We start from the raw sequence: 15032 nt of genomic DNA, 5'->3' as shown, positions 1-15032 counted from the left end.
GCAGGAGGACGCCGATGGAGCTCACCGCCCGCGCCTTCTGGCTCAGTTCCCCGGGTCACGGCGTGATCCGGGACGTCGTCCTGCCCGAGCCGGGCGATGACGACGTGGTGGTGCGCACGCTCTGTTCCGGGGTGAGCCGGGGCACGGAAAGCCTCGTCTTCCGCGGCGGCGTACCGGAGAGTCAGCACTCGGCCATGCGGGCGCCGTTCCAGGACGGCGAGTTCCCCGGGCCCGTCAAGTACGGCTACCTCAATGTGGGCATCGTCGAGGAGGGGCCGCAACATCTCGTCGGCCGTACGGTCTTCTGCCTCTATCCGCACCAGAGCCGGTACGTCGTGCCGGCGAGCGCCGTGACCCCGGTGCCGGACACCGTCCCCGCCGGGCGGGCCGTGCTGGCCGGGACGGTGGAGACCGCGGTGAACGCCCTGTGGGACGCCGCACCGCTGGTCGGCGACCGGATCGCCGTCGTCGGGGCCGGCATGATCGGCGCTTCCGTCGCCGCGCTGCTGGCCAGGTTCCCCGGCGTCCGCGTCCAGCTGGTCGACGCCGAACCCGCGCGCGCCGCCGTGGCCGCCGCGCTGGGCGTCGACTTCGCGCTGCCCGAGGACGCCCTGGGCGACTGCGACCTCGTCGTCCACGCGAGCGCCACCGAGGCCGGGCTCACGCGTGCACTGGAGCTCCTCGCCCCGGAGGGCACCGTCCTGGAGCTGAGCTGGTACGGCGACCGCCGGATCAGCGTGCCGCTCGGGGAGGCCTTCCACTCCGGGCGGCTGGTGCTCCGCGGCAGCCAGGTGGGCAGGGTGTCCGAGGCCCGCCGCTCGCGCCGCAGCTTCGCCGACCGGCTGGCGCTGTCGCTCGAACTGCTCGCCGACCCCGCCTTCGACGCCCTGGTCACCGGCGAGTGCGCCTTCGAGGACCTGCCGAAGGCCATGGCCAGGATCGCCGCGGGCGAGCTTCCCGGGCTGTGCCACCGCGTGCTGTACGACACGCCCGCCACCGGGGATCGCGCCTGACGCCCACCGGCGGTCACGCCTGACGCTCCACCGCGGATCGGGTCCGACACGCCGCCGTGGATCACGCCTGACACGCGGATGAACACGCGGCATGCTCCAGCCGTAGTGAAGGGCAGGAACCGCAGGCCAGATCCATCGGACCCGGAGGTCACAGCCGTTGTTCAGCGTCACAGTCCGCGAACACCTCATGATCGCTCACAGCTTCCGCGGCGAGGTCTTCGGACCCGCGCAGCGACTGCACGGAGCGACGTTTCTGGTGGACGCCACCTTCCGCCGTCCCGAGCTGGACGCCGACAACATCGTGGTCGACATCGGACTGGCCACCAGTGAACTGAACGGCGTGGTGGGCGCGTTCAACTACCGCAATCTCGACGACGAACCCGCCTTCGCCGGCGTCAACACCTCGACCGAGTACCTGGCGAAGGTCATCGCCGACCGCCTGGCCGACCGGGTGCACGAGGGGGCGCTGGGCGAGGGAGCACGCGGCCTGACCGGCATCACGGTCACGCTGCACGAGTCCCACATCGCCTGGGCCAGTTACGAGCGGACTCTGTGAACGAGGCGGCCGGCACACCGGTGCCCGAGCGTTCGGTCCGGATCGTGATGCCCGGCACCGTCGACGACCCGGCCGCGCCGAGCGGAGGCAACACCTACGACCGCAGGGTGTGCCGGGAGCTGCCCCAGCTCGGCTGGCAGCTCCACGAGCACACCGTCACGGGCGACTGGCCGCGGCCCGGAGACGGCGCGCGCGCCGAACTGGCCCGGGTGCTCCGTGAGTCGGCGGACGGCAGCCTCGTCCTTCTCGACGGACTGGTCGCCTGCGCGGCGCCCGACATCGTCGTCCCCGAGGCCGAACGGCTGCGCCTGACGGTGCTGGTGCATCTGCCGCTGGGCGACGAGACCGGGCTCGCCCCGGAGGCGGCCGCGGCGCTGGAGGCCGGGGAACGCAGGACGCTGCGGGCCGCTGCGGCGGTCGTGGCGACCAGCGAATGGGCGGCGCGCCGGCTCGTGGAGCTCCACGGGCTCGCCCCCGGCCGGGTCCATGTCGCCGCCCCGGGAGCCGATGTCGCGCCCCTGGCGAACAGCACCGCGAACAGCACCGCGAACAGCATCGCGAACGGCGATCCGGCCGGTGCCGCGTACGACGACACGGACAGCGCCGCCCCACGTCTGCTGTGCGTCGCCTCGGTGACCCCGCGCAAGGGACAGCACGAACTGGTGGAGGCCCTGGCGGCCGTCGCCGGCCTGCCGTGGAGCTGCGTCCTCGTCGGCAGCCTGGGCCAAGCCCCCGACTACGTCGCCCGGTTGCGGGAGCTGGTCGAGGAACACGGCCTCGGCGACCGGGTGCACCTCGCCGGCCCCCGGACCGGCCCCGAGCTGAACGCGAGCTACGCCGCCGCCGACCTCCTCGTGCTCGCCTCGCACAACGAGACGTACGGCATGGTCGCGACCGAGGCGCTCGCGCGGGGCGTTCCCGTACTCGCGACGGCCGTCGGCGGACTCCCGGAAGCGGTCGGGCGGACACCCGACGGCAGCGTGCCGGGCGTCCTCGTACCGCCGCAGGACCCGCAGGCCCTCGTGGCGGCACTGCGTCACTGGCTCGCCGAGCCCGGCGAACGCCGCCGTTCGAAAGCGGCCGCGCGCCGGCGGCGCACAGCCCTGGCCGGCTGGGAGACGACGGCGCGGAGCCTGGCCAAGGCGCTGGAACAAGTCCGGCTGAACCCCCTGGAGGCCGTGTGAGCGCGACCGATGTCACCCGTTTCGCCCCCGAATGGCTGGCGCTGCGGGAGGCCGCCGACGCCGCCGCCCGCGCCGCCGAGCTCCTCGATCCGCTGCGGCACGGTCTGCGGGTTCCCGCGGACGCTTCGCGGCTGCCGGACGAGGACGCGACGCTGGTGATCCGCGACCTCGGCTGCGGCACCGGTTCCATGGGGCGCTGGCTCGCTCCCCGGCTGCCCGGCCCTCAGCACTGGATCCTGCACGACCACGACCCGGCGCTGCTCGAACTCGCCGCGACACGGCTGCCCCGTACGGCCGACGACGGCAGCCCCGTGACCGTGTCGACGGACCGCGGTGACGTCGCCCGGCTGACCGCGGAGGGTCTCGCCGGCACGTCGCTGGTGACGGCCTCCGCCCTGCTGGACCTGCTCACCCGCGAGGAGCTGGACGGTCTCGTCGCGGCCTGCGCCGGGGCCGGCTGCCCGGCCCTGCTGGCGCTGTCCGTGGTGGGACGGGTCGATCTCGCCCCGGCGCACCCGATGGACGCCGAGATCGCCGACGCGTTCAACGCACACCAGCGCCGGGTGGACCAGGGCCGCCGGCTCCTCGGACCCGACGCCGTCGCGGCGGCCTCCGTGGCCTTCGCGCGGCGCGGCATGACCGTACAGGTGCAGGCGAGCCCGTGGCGGCTGGGGCCCGGAACGGCGCCGCTGACGGCGGAGTGGCTCCGGGGCTGGGTCGGCGCCGCCGTCGAGCACCGGCCCGACCTCGCGTCGCGCGCCGACGCGTACCTGCGACGCCGTCTGGAGCAGTGCGAGGCGGGCGAGTTGCGGGTCACGCTGCACCACAGCGATGTGCTGGCCCTGCCCCGGCCGGCGGGCGGCGCCTCGTGATCCGGGCGGACGGCGCGGTCCGGGCCGTACGGGCGCTGCGCGCGCGGCTCGGCATGCTGGCCGGGGCGGCCATCCTCGCGGCGATGCTGTGGTGGCAGGGCACCGGCGCCTTCCTGGACGGCCTGCACGGCATCGACGGCCCCACGCTCCTGGCGGCCCTCGGGCTCGGTCTGTTCACCACCGTGCTCAGCGCCTGGCGCTGGTGCCTGGTGTCACGGGCCCTGAGCATGCGGCTGCCGCTGGGCCGGGCCGTCGCGGACTACTACCGTGCCCTGTTCCTGAACGCGGCGCTGCCCGGCGGCGTCCTCGGCGATGTGCACCGTGCCGTTCGGCACGGCCGGAGCACCGGTGCCGTGGGCCGGGGCGTCCGCGCGGTCCTGCTCGAACGGATCGCGGGCCAGGGGGTCCTCGTCGCGGCCGGCGTGGCGCTGCTCGTCGCGCACCCGTCCCGGCCCCTGGTGGAGGCCGGCCGCTTCGCTCGGCACCTCGTCACGACACCGGCCACCGCGGCGGTCCTCACCGTGCTGTGCGGCGCGGCGGCCGCGGCCGTCGTCCGCCTCCGCGGGAGGCGGGACACCTCGCGCTGGCGCCGGGCGGTCCGCACCACGCTGACCGAGGCACGGCTCGGGCTGCTCGGCCGGCGCAGCTGGCCGGGGGTGCTGGTCTCGTCCGTGGCGGTACTCGCCGGCCATCTCGCCATGTTCCTCCTCGCCGCCAGGGCCGCCGGATCGACGGCGCCCGCGGCCGACCTGCTGCCCCTGATGCTGCTGGCACTGCTGGCCATGGCGCTGCCGCTGAACGTCGGCGGCTGGGGGCCCAGGGAGGGCGTCACCGCCTGGGCCTTCGGAGCCGCGGGCCTGGGCGCGGCCCAGGGGCTGACGACCGCCGTCGTGTACGGGCTACTGGCCTTCGCCGCGAGCCTGCCCGGCATCGGGGTTCTCGCCGTCCAGTGGTTCGCCGGGATGCGGCGTCCGCAGATCGAACTCGAAGAGGGTGTCCTCGCCGAGGAAGGCGCGGCGCGTCGGCGGACGGAGCGCGTCCCGCATCAGTTCGGGGCCGGGGAAGCCCAGTCCCGGGACGCCGTCGCCGATCAGGACCGGTGCGACGGTGACGTAGAGCCGGTCCAGCGCGCCCTCGTGGAGGAAACGCGACACGGTGACGCCGCCGCCCTCGACCAGCACCCGGCCGAGGCCGCGCCGCGCGAGCTCGTGCACCAGGCGGCCGGGGGCGAACGCGGCCCTGTCGGGGAGGGTCAGTACGTCGACTCCGGGCATCCGCTCGGCGTCCGGACCGGCCTGCCCGCGCTCGCAGTCGGCGCCCACCACCCACAGGGTGGGGGCCGCGCCGTCGGTGAACACCTGCCGCCGCAGCGGCACCCGGCCGTGCGGGTCGAGGACGACGCGCACCGGGTTGGGGCCGGTACAGGCGCGCACCGTCAGCCGGGGATCGTCCGCGACGGCGGTACCGGCACCGACGACCACCGCGTCGGCGAGCGCGCGCAGCCGGTGCAGATGCTCGCGGTCCTCGGCTCCCGTGACGTAGTCGGCGTCGCCCTTCCGGGTCGCGATGAAGCCGTCCAGGCTCTGGCCCAGCTGGGCGAAGGTGAAGCGGGGGCCGGCCAGGCACAGCGACAGATAGCGGTCGGCGAGGACGTCCGCCTCGGGGGAGGCGTTCCGCCACACGTGCCTGCCGTCCGCGTCGCGGTGCAGTCCGGCGGCGTCGGCCCGCTCCTGGGACCGTATGCCGAGCAACTGCTCCCAGGCGCCCGGCGCGTCCAGCGGTCCGGCGCCGGCACCGTGCCCGGCGGCACGGCCGGTCATCGGGTCACCTGCCGGGCGGGAGCCGGGGAGTCGGCCGCGGCGGCAGGCTCCGCCGCGAACGCGCCCGAGGAGTCCGCCGGAACCATGAGCGAGAAATACCCGGCGAAGGAATCCACGAGTCCTGCCAGCAATTCCTTACCCTTCTCGGCCGATGCCAGGGACGGACGGCCGACCACGCCGGTCTCCGTGTAGGCCCGCAGACCGAGGGTGAGCAAATGCTCCCGGTCGTCGGCGAGGAAATCGGAGGTCATATGTCCGGGGCGAACGAGTTCCGGCTGCTCGTGCAGCAGGATCGACGTCTCCACTTCACCCGCATGCATATCGCTGTGCGACGGCGTCCGTACACCGGCCCGGTCCCGCGCCGCACTCCAGTCGGCCGAACCGGGAAAGAGCGCCATTCGGGTGCCGCTGCCGGCGGATTCCTGAACCACGTTGCGCAGCACGTAGTTTCCACCATGTCCGTTGATCAGAATCAGATTGCCGATTCCGGAGCGGCGAAGGGATTCGGCGATGTCCCGTACGACAGCATGGAGCGTCGTGGCGGAAATGCTGACGGTGCCCGGCCAGGCCGCGTGCTCGTGCGAGCAGGACATCGTCACCGGGGGCAGTCGCAGGACCGGGTACGCGGCGGCGACCTCCCTGGCGATCGCGCAGGCGATGACCGTATCCGTCAACAGAGGGAGGTAGGGACCGTGTTGCTCGAAACTGCCGATGGGCAGGACGGCGACATCGGCACGCCGCGAACCGGCGTCCGCCGTCGTGTCCCACGGCAGCAGTCCCGGCTCCGGCGGTCGCACATGCGGGCCGCTCATGTTCCCGCCCCTTTCCTTCTTCGCTCTTTATTCGTTCCACGAGATACGGCCGGTCCTAACCGGCTGAATCAACACACCGGTTGAGATCTCCTCACCGATTCCGAGTTCCCCACCAGAGGCTACCCGATAGGATCCGGTCATGACAGACAGCGATGGCACGCTCCGCGTAGGCGTGAGTTCAAAAGACACCGAACGCATGGCAACTGTCCAACTCTCCACCAAATACGGTGTTTTCCTTGCCATCGGCTACCTGGATCGCATTCGCGGTGACGAACAAATAGCGTTGGTGTACGGCGACATCGAGGGTGACGACGCGCTTACCCGCCTGCATTCGGAGTGCCTGACCGGGGACGCTTTCGGCTCCCGGCACTGCGAGTGCGGGGACCAGCTGTCCGCCGCGCTGCGGGCCATCGTGAGCGAGGGACGCGGCGTCCTCGTCTACCTCCAGGGCCACGAGGGCCGGGGGATCGGCCTGCTGGCCAAGCTCCGGGCGATGCAGCTGCAGGCGGAGGGGCTGGACACCGTGGAGGCCAACCTCGCGCTCGGGTTGCCGGTCGACGCCCGCGACTACGGGGTGGCGGCGGACATCCTGCACGACCTGGGTGTGCGGTCCGTGCGGCTGATGTCGAACAATCCGCGCAAGCGTGAGGCGCTGCAGCAGCACGGCATCAAGGTCACCGAACAGGTTCCGCTGCTGACGCAGCCGCGCGAGGAGAACATCTTCTATCTGCGGGCCAAGCGGGAGCGCCTGGGCCATCACCTGCCGCACCTGGACCGCGCCGCCGACCAGTCGTGAGCCGGTGCGGCGCCGCCCGTCGCGCCGGGCGGGCCGCCGCGGCGAACGGTTCGGCGGCACGGGCGGCGACACCAGCGGCGGCACGGGGCCGCCGTCGATGATCACTCCGGCGGCCGAACGCCCGGCGGCCGCACCACTCCCGATGACCTTATGGGGTACTTTGTCAATCTATGAGGCGAGTGCGCACATGAGGATCGAGAGTTGACGTGAACATCCTCCCCTCACCGCGCCGGGCCATCGCCCCCGCGGCCCTGGCGGCGGCCGTCGTGCTGGCCGCCGGCGGGTGCGGCGGTGCGGACGCGGGCTCCCAGGGCGGCGGCGACAAGCTCTCCGGCACGATCAGGGTGGACGGCTCCAGCACGGTGGCCCCGCTCTCCACGGCGGCGGCCCAGCTCTTCCAGCAGCAGAATCCCGGCGTCCGGGTCACGGTCGGCACCTCCGGGACGGGCGGCGGCTTCGAGAAGTTCTGCAACGGCGAGACGGAGATCTCCGACGCCTCACGCCCGATACAGCCCGAGGAGAAGGCCCGCTGCGACAGGAACGGCGTGAGGTTCGAGGAGTTCCAGGTCGCCAACGACGGCCTGTCCGTGGTGGTCGACAAGGACAACGACTTCGCCGAGTGCCTGACCGTCGAGCAGCTGAGGAAGATCTGGGAGCCCGGCTCCGAGGTCACCAACTGGAACCAGGTCGACCCCGCCTTCCCCGACGTCGAGCTGGAGCTGTTCGGCGCCGGCACCGACTCGGGCACCTTCGACTACTTCACCCAGGCCGTCAACGGTGAAGAGGGCCGCTCCCGCACCGACTACACACCCAGCGAGGACGACAACGTCACCGTCCAGGGCGTCGCCGGCTCCAAGGGCGGCATGGGCTACTTCGGTCTGTCGTACTACGAGGAGAACCAGGACAAGCTGAAGGTCCTGAAGATCGACGGCGGCGACGGCTGCGTCGCGCCCAGCCGGACCACCGTCCAGAACGGCACGTACAAGCCCCTGTCGCGTCCGCTGTTCATCTACCCGAACGCCGCCGCGCTCGACCGGAGGGAAGTCGAGGCGTTCGTCGAGTACTACGTCGAGAACAACGCCGACATCGCCGAGGCCGCCCAGTTCGTCCCGCTCAACGCCCAGCAGGAGGCCGAGCTGGACAAGGCCCTCCAGAGACTGCGCGAGCAGCACAAGCCATGAGTTCCCCGGCGCCTCGGAAGCGAGCCGCACCGGGAAGCCCCGGCTTCCTGAGGCGGTCCCAGCCCCGCTACGGGGAGAAGGCCGTCAAGGCCCTCCTGGTGATCGCCTCGCTGGTCTCGCTGCTGACCACGGTCGGCATCGTCATCGCGCTGATCCCGCCGGTCGTCGCGTTCTTCGGCAAGGTGAGCTTCGGGGAGTTCATCACCGGAACCGACTGGTCACCGCTGTTCGAGCCACCGCACTTCGGTGTCATCCCGCTGGTGACGGCCACGCTGGTGGTCACATGCATCGCTCTGTTGGTGGCGGTCCCGCTCGGCCTGGGGGCGGCCGTGTATCTGAGCGAGTACGCGAGCCGCCGGGCACGCAGCGTCTTCAAGCCCGTGCTGGAGGTCCTCGCCGGCATCCCGACGGTGGTCTACGGATTCTTCGCCCTCAAGGCCATCACGCCGTTCCTCCAGCAGATCTGGCCCGGCAACGACCCCCCGCAGGTCTTCAACGCCCTCTCGGCGGGCTTCGTCATGGGCATCATGATCATCCCGACGATCGCCTCGCTCGCCGAGGACTCCATGACCGCGGTGCCCCGCTCCCTGCGCGACGGTGCGTACGCCCTCGGCTCCTCGCGCATGCAGGTCTCCACCAAGGTCGTGTTCCCCGCCGCGCTGTCCGGCATCGTCGCCGCCATCGTGCTCGGCATCTCCCGCGCGATCGGCGAGACGATGATCGTGGCCATCGCGGCCGGCGGCCGGCCGAACCTGACCTTCAACCCCCTCGAAGGCATGCAGACGATGACCGCGTTCATCGCCGCGGCCGGTATCGGCGATCTGCCCACCGGCTCCACCGGCTACCAGACGATCTTCGCGGTGGGCCTGCTGCTCTTCGCCATCACGCTGGTGATGAACCTGATCAGCATCCGTCTGGTGCGCAGATACCGGGAGGTGTACGAATGACCACCGGCACCGCCCTCCCGACGGCCACGCCCGGCGCCCCCCGGCTCAAGGGCCGCGGCACGCCCCTGCGGGAGCGGCTCTTCCGGGCCGGCCTGTGGGCCTCGCTGGCCATCGGGGTCGTCTTCCTCGTCGGTCTGCTCACCTACGTGGTCGTCGAAGGCTGGTCCCGGCTCACCCCGAAGCTGTGGACCAACTTCCCCGACATCATCGACCCCTCGAACGCCGGCGCCCAGTCGGCGATCACGGGCACGATCTGGGTCATCGCCTTCACGGCGCTCTACTGTCTGCCCACCGGCGTCCTCACCGCGATCTACCTGGAGGAGTACGCCGACCGCGACCGCTGGTGGAACCGGGCCATCGAGATCAACATCCAGAACCTGGCAGCGGTCCCCTCGATCGTCTACGGCATCCTCGGCCTGGGCGTGATCTCCCGCGGCCTGGGCTTCGGCCAGACCGTGCTGACCGCGTCGCTCACGCTGTCCCTGCTGGTGCTGCCCATCGTGATCATCTCGTCCCGCGAGGCGATCCGGGCCGTTCCGCAGTCCATCCGGCAGGCTTCCCTCGCCCTCGGCGCCACCCGGTGGCAGACCGTATGGCGCCAGGTGCTCCCGGCGGCCGTGCCCGGCATGGCCACCGGGTCGATCCTCGCGCTGTCCCGCGCCATCGGGGAGGCCGCGCCGTTGCTGCTGCTCGGCGGGCTGACGTTCATCACGTTCAACCCGACCGGGGTGCACAGCCAGTTCACCGTCCTGCCGATCCAGATCTTCAACTGGATCAGCCAGTCCCGCGCCGAGTTCACCGCGCTCGCCTCCGCGGCGATCGTCATCCTGCTGGTGATCCTGCTGGCCATGAACTCGCTCGCGATCTGGCTGCGCAACCACTTCTCCCGCCACTGGTGAGCGCCGTGGCACCGCTACCGACCCCGAGGTCCCCGAGGTGGAGAACGCGATGACCCCTCCCCCCAGCCACGCCTCCGGCGGCACCCGGCCGCCGGACGTCGCCCACCGCGACGCCGCGCCGCCGCTGGCCGGCCCGGTCTTCGAGGTCGGCAGCCTGTCCGTCTTCTACGGCGACCACGAGGCCGTGCGCGACGTCAACATGAACATCGGGGCCCGCCAGATCACGGCGATGATCGGCCCCTCGGGCTGCGGCAAGTCCACCGTGCTGCGCTGCTTCAACCGGATGAACGACCTGCTGCCCGACGCCCGGGTGGTCGGCAAGATCCGCTACCACAACGAAGACCTCTACGGCCGCGACGTCGACCCCATCGAGGTCCGCCGGCGCATCGGCATGGTCTTCCAGAAGCCCAACCCGTTCCCGAAGTCCATCTACGACAACATCGCCTACGGCCCCCGGGTGGGCGGCTTCAAGGGCGACATCGACGACCTGGTCGAGGAGACCCTCACCCACGCCGCCCTGTGGGACGAGGTCAAGGACAAGCTCAAGGCCTCCGCGCTCGCCCTCTCCGGCGGCCAGCAGCAACGCCTGTGCATCGCGCGCACCATCGCGGTCAAGCCCGAGGTGATCCTCATGGACGAGCCGTGCTCGTCCCTCGACCCGATCGCCACCGCGAAGATCGAGGACCTGATGGAGAACCTGGCCCAGGAGTTCACGATCATCGTGGTCACGCACAACATGCAGCAGGCGGCCCGGGTGTCCGAGCGCACCGCCTTCTTCTCCGCCGACGTCGACAAGAACGGCGTACGGCACGGGCGTCTGGTCGAGTACGACGAGACGGGCAACCTCTTCAGCAACCCGTCCGACCAGCGCACCGAGGACTACATCTCGGGCAGGTTCGGCTGAGCGCCCTCAGGACAGGGCGGCGATGACCTTCCGCACCTTGGCGGCCACGCCGTCCGGCAGCGGCGCGTAGTGGATCGAGGGCAGCAGCTTCTGCCCCTCCTCGCCGGCGGTGTACGTCAGGAACGACTTCAGCGCCCTCAGGCTCGACGGCTGGTTTCCCGTGTCGCACACGACCTCGTACGTCACGAGGACGATCGGGTACGCGCCGTCGGCGGACGTCCTGTAGTTGAACTTCAGCTTCATGTCGTTGCCCTTGCCGACGTCCTTGGCCTGGGCGATGCCGCGCGAGGCGCTCTCGGCGCTGGGCTCGACGGGCTCGGACGCGCCGGTCGCGATCCGGACCGTGTCGATCTTCTGGGTGGCCGCGAAGGACAGCTCGAAGTAGCCGATCGAACCCTGCGTCCCCGCCACGGCCGACGAGACACCGTCCGAACCGGACGCCGAGTGACCGCCCTTGGCCTGCCACGCCTTCTTCGCCTCGTACGGCCACTCGTCGGCCGCCGCACCCGACAGATAGGCGTTCAGGTTCTGCGTCGTGCCCGAGTCGTCCGAGCGGTGCACCGCGGTGATCGCCAGATCGGGCAGCTTGATCCCGGGGTTGAGGCGCTGGATGTCGCGGTGGTTCCACATGGTGATGCGCGTGTCGAAGATCTTGGCGAGGGTGGGCGCGTCGAGGACCAGGTCGTTGATGCCGGAAAGGCTGTAGCCGACGGCCACGGGGCCACCGACCATCGGCAGGTCGATGGCCCGCCCGCCGGGACAGAACGTCCGGGAGATCTCGACGTCCTGCTCGCCCAGGGCACTGTCCGTTCCGCCGAAGGCGGTGGCTCCCCGCAGGAACTGCGCGACACCGGCGCCGGATCCGATCGGGTTGTAGGCGATCCGCACTCCGGGGCACGCCCGCTGGTACTGGTCGATCCAGCGCTTCATCGCGTTCTGCTGGGCGGTCGATCCGGAGCCCTGCACCATGCCGGCGGCGGCGCAGTCGATGTTCATCGCGACGGGCTTGGGCTCGGGCTTGTCGTCCTGCGGCTCTTCCCCTCCGCACGCGGTCAGCAGCAGCGCGCCCGTGACCATGGCCACGACCGGGCCGGTCCACCGGGTCCAACGGTTGACGCGTCGTGTGCGTCTCGTACCTCTGCTGCCTCTGCGCTGCACCGTCATTCCCTTCACCACGTCCGCTGGCACAGATGCTCGTCAATGTTTCGGGGAGACGGGTGACGCCGAGGCGAACATCAGTCGACGTACGGCCGTCCGCCACGTGAGCGCGGCCCGGCCACCGTGGCGGGAAGCCCGGCGCGTGCGGGCCGCCGGGCGGCCGCATACTGAGAAAGCGAGAGCCGGCCGCGCAGGCCGGTCGTTGTACCGCGCACGGCGGCAGGCCGCACGCAGGGCGGTGGTGGGTGGTGAAGGATGCCGAGTACGGGTCGCTGCTGGCCAGGATCCTGGAGGAGTCCCATCAGACCGAACCGGGTCAGCTGCCGGTGCTCGTCGAACGGGCCGCGGCGGCGCTGGGCCTGCGCAGTGCCCGGATCCTCCTCTCGGACATCCAGCAGCACCGGCTCGTACCGCTGATACCGCCGGGCCGGACGGACGAGCGGGACGACCGGCACCACGAACCGGAGGACGGCGCCCTGGCCGTGGACGGGACCCTGGCCGGATGGGCGTACCGGACGGTGTCGATGCGGCTCAGCCAGTCGGAGGGGGCGCTGAAGGTGTGGCTGCCCCTCGTCGACGGCATCGAGCGCATCGGTGTCCTGGAGATCGTCTCCGACTCCCTGGACCCGGCCCTTCTGGAGCGCTGTAAGGCCCTGGCCGATCTCAGTGCCCTCGTCGTGGTCTCCAGGACGGAGTACAGCGACGCCATCCTGCAGACCGTGCGCAGCCGCCCGATGAGCCTGGCCGCCGAGATGGTGTGGGCGTTCCTGCCGCCCCGCACGCTGGGCACCGGCCGGGTGACGTCCAGCGCGGTGCTGGAGCCCGCGTACGAGATCGGCGGGGACGCCTTCGACCACAGCCTCATGGACGGCCGTCTCCATCTGTCCGTGGTCGACGCCATGGGCCACGACCTGGCCTCGGGGCTGGCGTCCGCCGTCGCCATGGCCGGCTGCCGCTGTGCCCGCCGGGCCGGGCAGTCGCTGGACGGCATCGCGGTCACGGTCGACGAGGCGCTCGGCCGGTGGATCCCGGACCGGCTGCTGACCGCCGTCTTCGCCGATCTCGATCTGGACGGGGGCGTGTTCACGTGGATCAACTGCGGGCACCCGCCGCCCCTGCTGATCCGGGGTCAGCACGTCATCGCCGGCGCCCTCCAGCGGGAGTCCGAGCTGCCGCTGGGCCTCGGGCCCGCGCACGCGGACGCCCCGCGCACCGTGCACACCGCGCATCTGGAGCCGGGCGACCGGGTGCTGATCCACACCGACGGTGTCACCGAGGCCCACTCGCCGGACGGCGACTACTTCGGGGAGCAGCGTCTGGCCGACCACATCGTGCGCGCGACGGCGGCGGGCGAGAAGTCGCCCGAGGCGCTGCGCCGTCTGATCCACACGATCCTCGAGCACCAGCACGGGCGCCTGGACGACGACGCCACGATCGTCCTGGCGGAGTGGCATCCCCCGTGACGGCGTACGGAGCGGCTTCCCGTTCCGGGATCCGCTGTTCGTCGTTCGTCGTTCGTCAGAGACGACTCACGTCCCGACGGAGGTGTCGGGGAACGAGTGGTGCTCGTGCGCGACGACCCAGCCGCCCCGCTCCTTGCGCAGGCCGAGCGTGAGCCGCAGGCGCAGGTCCGGCTGTTCCGCGAGTTCCCGAGGGGTACCGCAGCGCAGCAGGGCGTGGGCGTAGGCGACGTCGTCGCCGGCGGTGATGTCCAGCGACACGATCTCGAACGAGGCGCCCTGCCGCTGCCACGCGAAGAACGGCGGCCATGACGCGCGGTAGGCGTCGATGCCGCGGACGCCTTCGAAGGGCGGCGGCACGTCGAACATCACGATGTCGTCGGAGTGGTGCGCCAGGACGCCTTCGAGCTCGGCCGCGTGCACCGCGGCGGCCCAGTCCTCGATCAGGGTCCTGATCCGTTCCTCGTCGTGGGGCACGGCCGATCACACTCCTCGTCGCTTCGCTCTTGCCACGGCCTCCCGCCACCTGGTTGGGTACCGCGGACCCGAGGACGAGCAGGGAGCGACATGACAGCGGCCGCAGGGCAGGAGAGGCAGGAGACAGAGGGCACTCTGCCCGAAGGTCTCGGTGACGCGATACGCGACACGGCCGAGGAGATCGCCGCGCTGCTGCACGGGAGCGCCGACACGGGTGTCCCGGTGCCCGGGTCGCGCTGGACCCTGGGTGAGGCGGCGGCTCATCTGGCGCAGGCCAACGCGCTGATGGCCGACCTCGCTGCCGGGATCGAGCGCCCCCACGGAGACGGCACCGCGCAGAGCCTGGCCGCCGCGAACGAGCGGGTGCTCGCCGAGTTCGGGGAGCGCGGGGCCGGCCCGCTGGCGCAGATGATCACGGATCGGGCCGGCGCGTTCCTCGACGCGGTGAACGGGACCACGGCGCGGGGAACGCTCAGCACCCCGCTGGGCCCCATGGATCACGCGACGCTCGGTTCGTACCTGCTCACGCACATGCTCGGCCACGGCTACGACCTGGCCCGCGCGCTGCGCCGGCCGCACATGATCGACCGCGGCAGGGTCGAGCTGACCCTGCCCTTCATGACCACGGCCATGCCACGCGTCGTCAGCGCCCCGGCCGCCGCCGGACTGACGGCCCGTTACACGATCAGGCTCCGGGGCGGCGCCGCGTTCGGCGTCGCCTTCGCCGACGGCACACCGACCGTAGGGACGCCGACGGTCGGTACGCCGACCGTGGGTACGCCGCCCGGCCGCCCGGACTGCACCATCCTCATCGAGCCGGTCACGTTCCTGCTCATGGCGCTCGGCCGCCGCGAGCCGTGGGGCGCGATCGCCTCCGGCCGGATTCTGGCCTGGGGCCGCAAGCCCTGGCTCGCGCCCCGGTTCCCCACGCTCTTCACGGCGCCCTGAGATCC

The 15032-nt window shown here is 71.7% G+C and carries 15 protein-coding genes and 1 pseudogene; 12 read left to right on the top strand and 4 right to left on the bottom strand.

All coding sequences use genetic code 11. The features are described from left to right. Positions 1 to 14 precede the first annotated feature (14 nt). The 5 genes and pseudogenes from OG766_RS18705 to OG766_RS18685 all read left to right on the top strand — a co-directional run. Complete coding sequence (locus OG766_RS18705; protein WP_328725815.1) at positions 15 to 1013, top strand: zinc-dependent alcohol dehydrogenase; 999 nt, start codon at positions 15 to 17, stop codon at positions 1011 to 1013. A 157-nt stretch (positions 1014 to 1170) separates the two neighbouring features. Further along, positions 1171 to 1569, top strand: coding sequence for a 6-pyruvoyl trahydropterin synthase family protein (locus tag OG766_RS18700; protein WP_266380815.1), 399 nt, complete (start codon positions 1171 to 1173; stop codon positions 1567 to 1569). Positions 1570 to 1616: 47 nt separating this feature from the next. Then, a complete protein-coding gene (locus tag OG766_RS18695; protein ID WP_328727499.1) occupies positions 1617 to 2753 on the top strand; it encodes a glycosyltransferase family 4 protein in 1137 nt (378 codons plus the stop codon). Then, positions 2750 to 3625, top strand: coding sequence for a methyltransferase domain-containing protein (locus tag OG766_RS18690; protein WP_266380812.1), 876 nt, complete (start codon positions 2750 to 2752; stop codon positions 3623 to 3625). The genes OG766_RS18695 and OG766_RS18690 overlap by 4 nt, the downstream gene beginning before the upstream one ends. A gap of 53 nt (positions 3626 to 3678) precedes the next feature. Further along, positions 3679 to 4593: pseudogene (locus OG766_RS18685) on the top strand (lysylphosphatidylglycerol synthase transmembrane domain-containing protein); the annotation flags it as partial. On the opposite strand, the gene OG766_RS18680 reads toward OG766_RS18685, so the two are convergent. Then, positions 4525 to 5445, bottom strand: a complete 921-nt coding sequence (locus OG766_RS18680) for a RibD family protein (protein ID WP_266380807.1) — start codon at positions 5443 to 5445, stop codon at positions 4525 to 4527. The pseudogene OG766_RS18685 and the gene OG766_RS18680 overlap by 69 nt on opposite strands. After that, the gene (locus OG766_RS18675) at positions 5442 to 6257 is read right to left on the bottom strand and encodes a creatininase family protein (RefSeq protein ID WP_266380803.1); all 816 of its coding nucleotides are present in this window, start codon (positions 6255 to 6257) and stop codon (positions 5442 to 5444) included. Before OG766_RS18675 ends, OG766_RS18680 begins: the two co-directional genes overlap by 4 nt. 139 nt (positions 6258 to 6396) lie before the next feature. Between OG766_RS18675 and ribA the strand changes: the two genes are divergently transcribed. The 5 genes from ribA to pstB all read left to right on the top strand — a co-directional run bounded on the left by ribA (position 6397) and on the right by pstB (position 10984). Next, on the top strand, positions 6397 to 7053 hold the full coding sequence (gene ribA, locus OG766_RS18670; protein ID WP_443045509.1) for a GTP cyclohydrolase II: 657 nt from the start codon (positions 6397 to 6399) through the stop codon (positions 7051 to 7053). 206 nt (positions 7054 to 7259) lie between these two features. Next, positions 7260 to 8234 (top strand): PstS family phosphate ABC transporter substrate-binding protein, encoded by a 975-nt coding sequence (locus tag OG766_RS18665; RefSeq protein WP_328725814.1) that lies wholly within the window; start codon positions 7260 to 7262, stop codon positions 8232 to 8234. Then, positions 8231 to 9181 carry a phosphate ABC transporter permease subunit PstC gene (pstC, locus tag OG766_RS18660; protein ID WP_328725813.1) on the top strand — a complete coding sequence of 317 codons (951 nt, stop codon included), beginning with the start codon at positions 8231 to 8233 and terminating at the stop codon, positions 9179 to 9181. The genes OG766_RS18665 and pstC overlap by 4 nt, the downstream gene beginning before the upstream one ends. Next, complete coding sequence (pstA, locus tag OG766_RS18655; RefSeq protein ID WP_266380791.1) at positions 9178 to 10080, top strand: phosphate ABC transporter permease PstA; 903 nt, start codon at positions 9178 to 9180, stop codon at positions 10078 to 10080. The genes pstC and pstA overlap by 4 nt, the downstream gene beginning before the upstream one ends. 49 nt (positions 10081 to 10129) lie before the next feature. Next, on the top strand, positions 10130 to 10984 hold the full coding sequence (gene pstB, locus OG766_RS18650; protein ID WP_266380788.1) for a phosphate ABC transporter ATP-binding protein PstB: 855 nt from the start codon (positions 10130 to 10132) through the stop codon (positions 10982 to 10984). 6 nt (positions 10985 to 10990) lie between these two features. Here the strand turns inward: pstB and pstS are convergent, their stop codons facing one another. After that, positions 10991 to 12061, bottom strand: coding sequence for a phosphate ABC transporter substrate-binding protein PstS (gene pstS / locus OG766_RS18645; RefSeq protein WP_328727497.1), 1071 nt, complete (start codon positions 12059 to 12061; stop codon positions 10991 to 10993). 326 nt (positions 12062 to 12387) lie between these two features. On the opposite strand from pstS, the gene OG766_RS18640 reads away from it, so the two are divergent. Next, on the top strand, positions 12388 to 13605 hold the full coding sequence (locus OG766_RS18640; protein WP_328725812.1) for a PP2C family protein-serine/threonine phosphatase: 1218 nt from the start codon (positions 12388 to 12390) through the stop codon (positions 13603 to 13605). Between the two features lie 66 nt (positions 13606 to 13671). Here OG766_RS18640 and OG766_RS18635 read toward each other — a convergent pair whose 3' ends face one another. Further along, positions 13672 to 14079, bottom strand: coding sequence for a YybH family protein (locus tag OG766_RS18635; RefSeq protein ID WP_328725811.1), 408 nt, complete (start codon positions 14077 to 14079; stop codon positions 13672 to 13674). Between the two features lie 90 nt (positions 14080 to 14169). Between OG766_RS18635 and OG766_RS18630 the strand changes: the two genes are divergently transcribed. Further along, positions 14170 to 15027, top strand: coding sequence for a maleylpyruvate isomerase family mycothiol-dependent enzyme (locus OG766_RS18630; protein ID WP_266380779.1), 858 nt, complete (start codon positions 14170 to 14172; stop codon positions 15025 to 15027). The last annotated feature ends 5 nt before the right edge of the window (positions 15028 to 15032 follow it).

The organism is Streptomyces sp. NBC_00259 (assembly GCF_036181745.1).
GTDB classification, from domain to species: domain Bacteria; phylum Actinomycetota; class Actinomycetes; order Streptomycetales; family Streptomycetaceae; genus Streptomyces; species Streptomyces pratisoli.
Note: the sequence above shows the minus strand (reverse complement) of the source record. Positions and strands in the feature narration are given on the sequence as shown.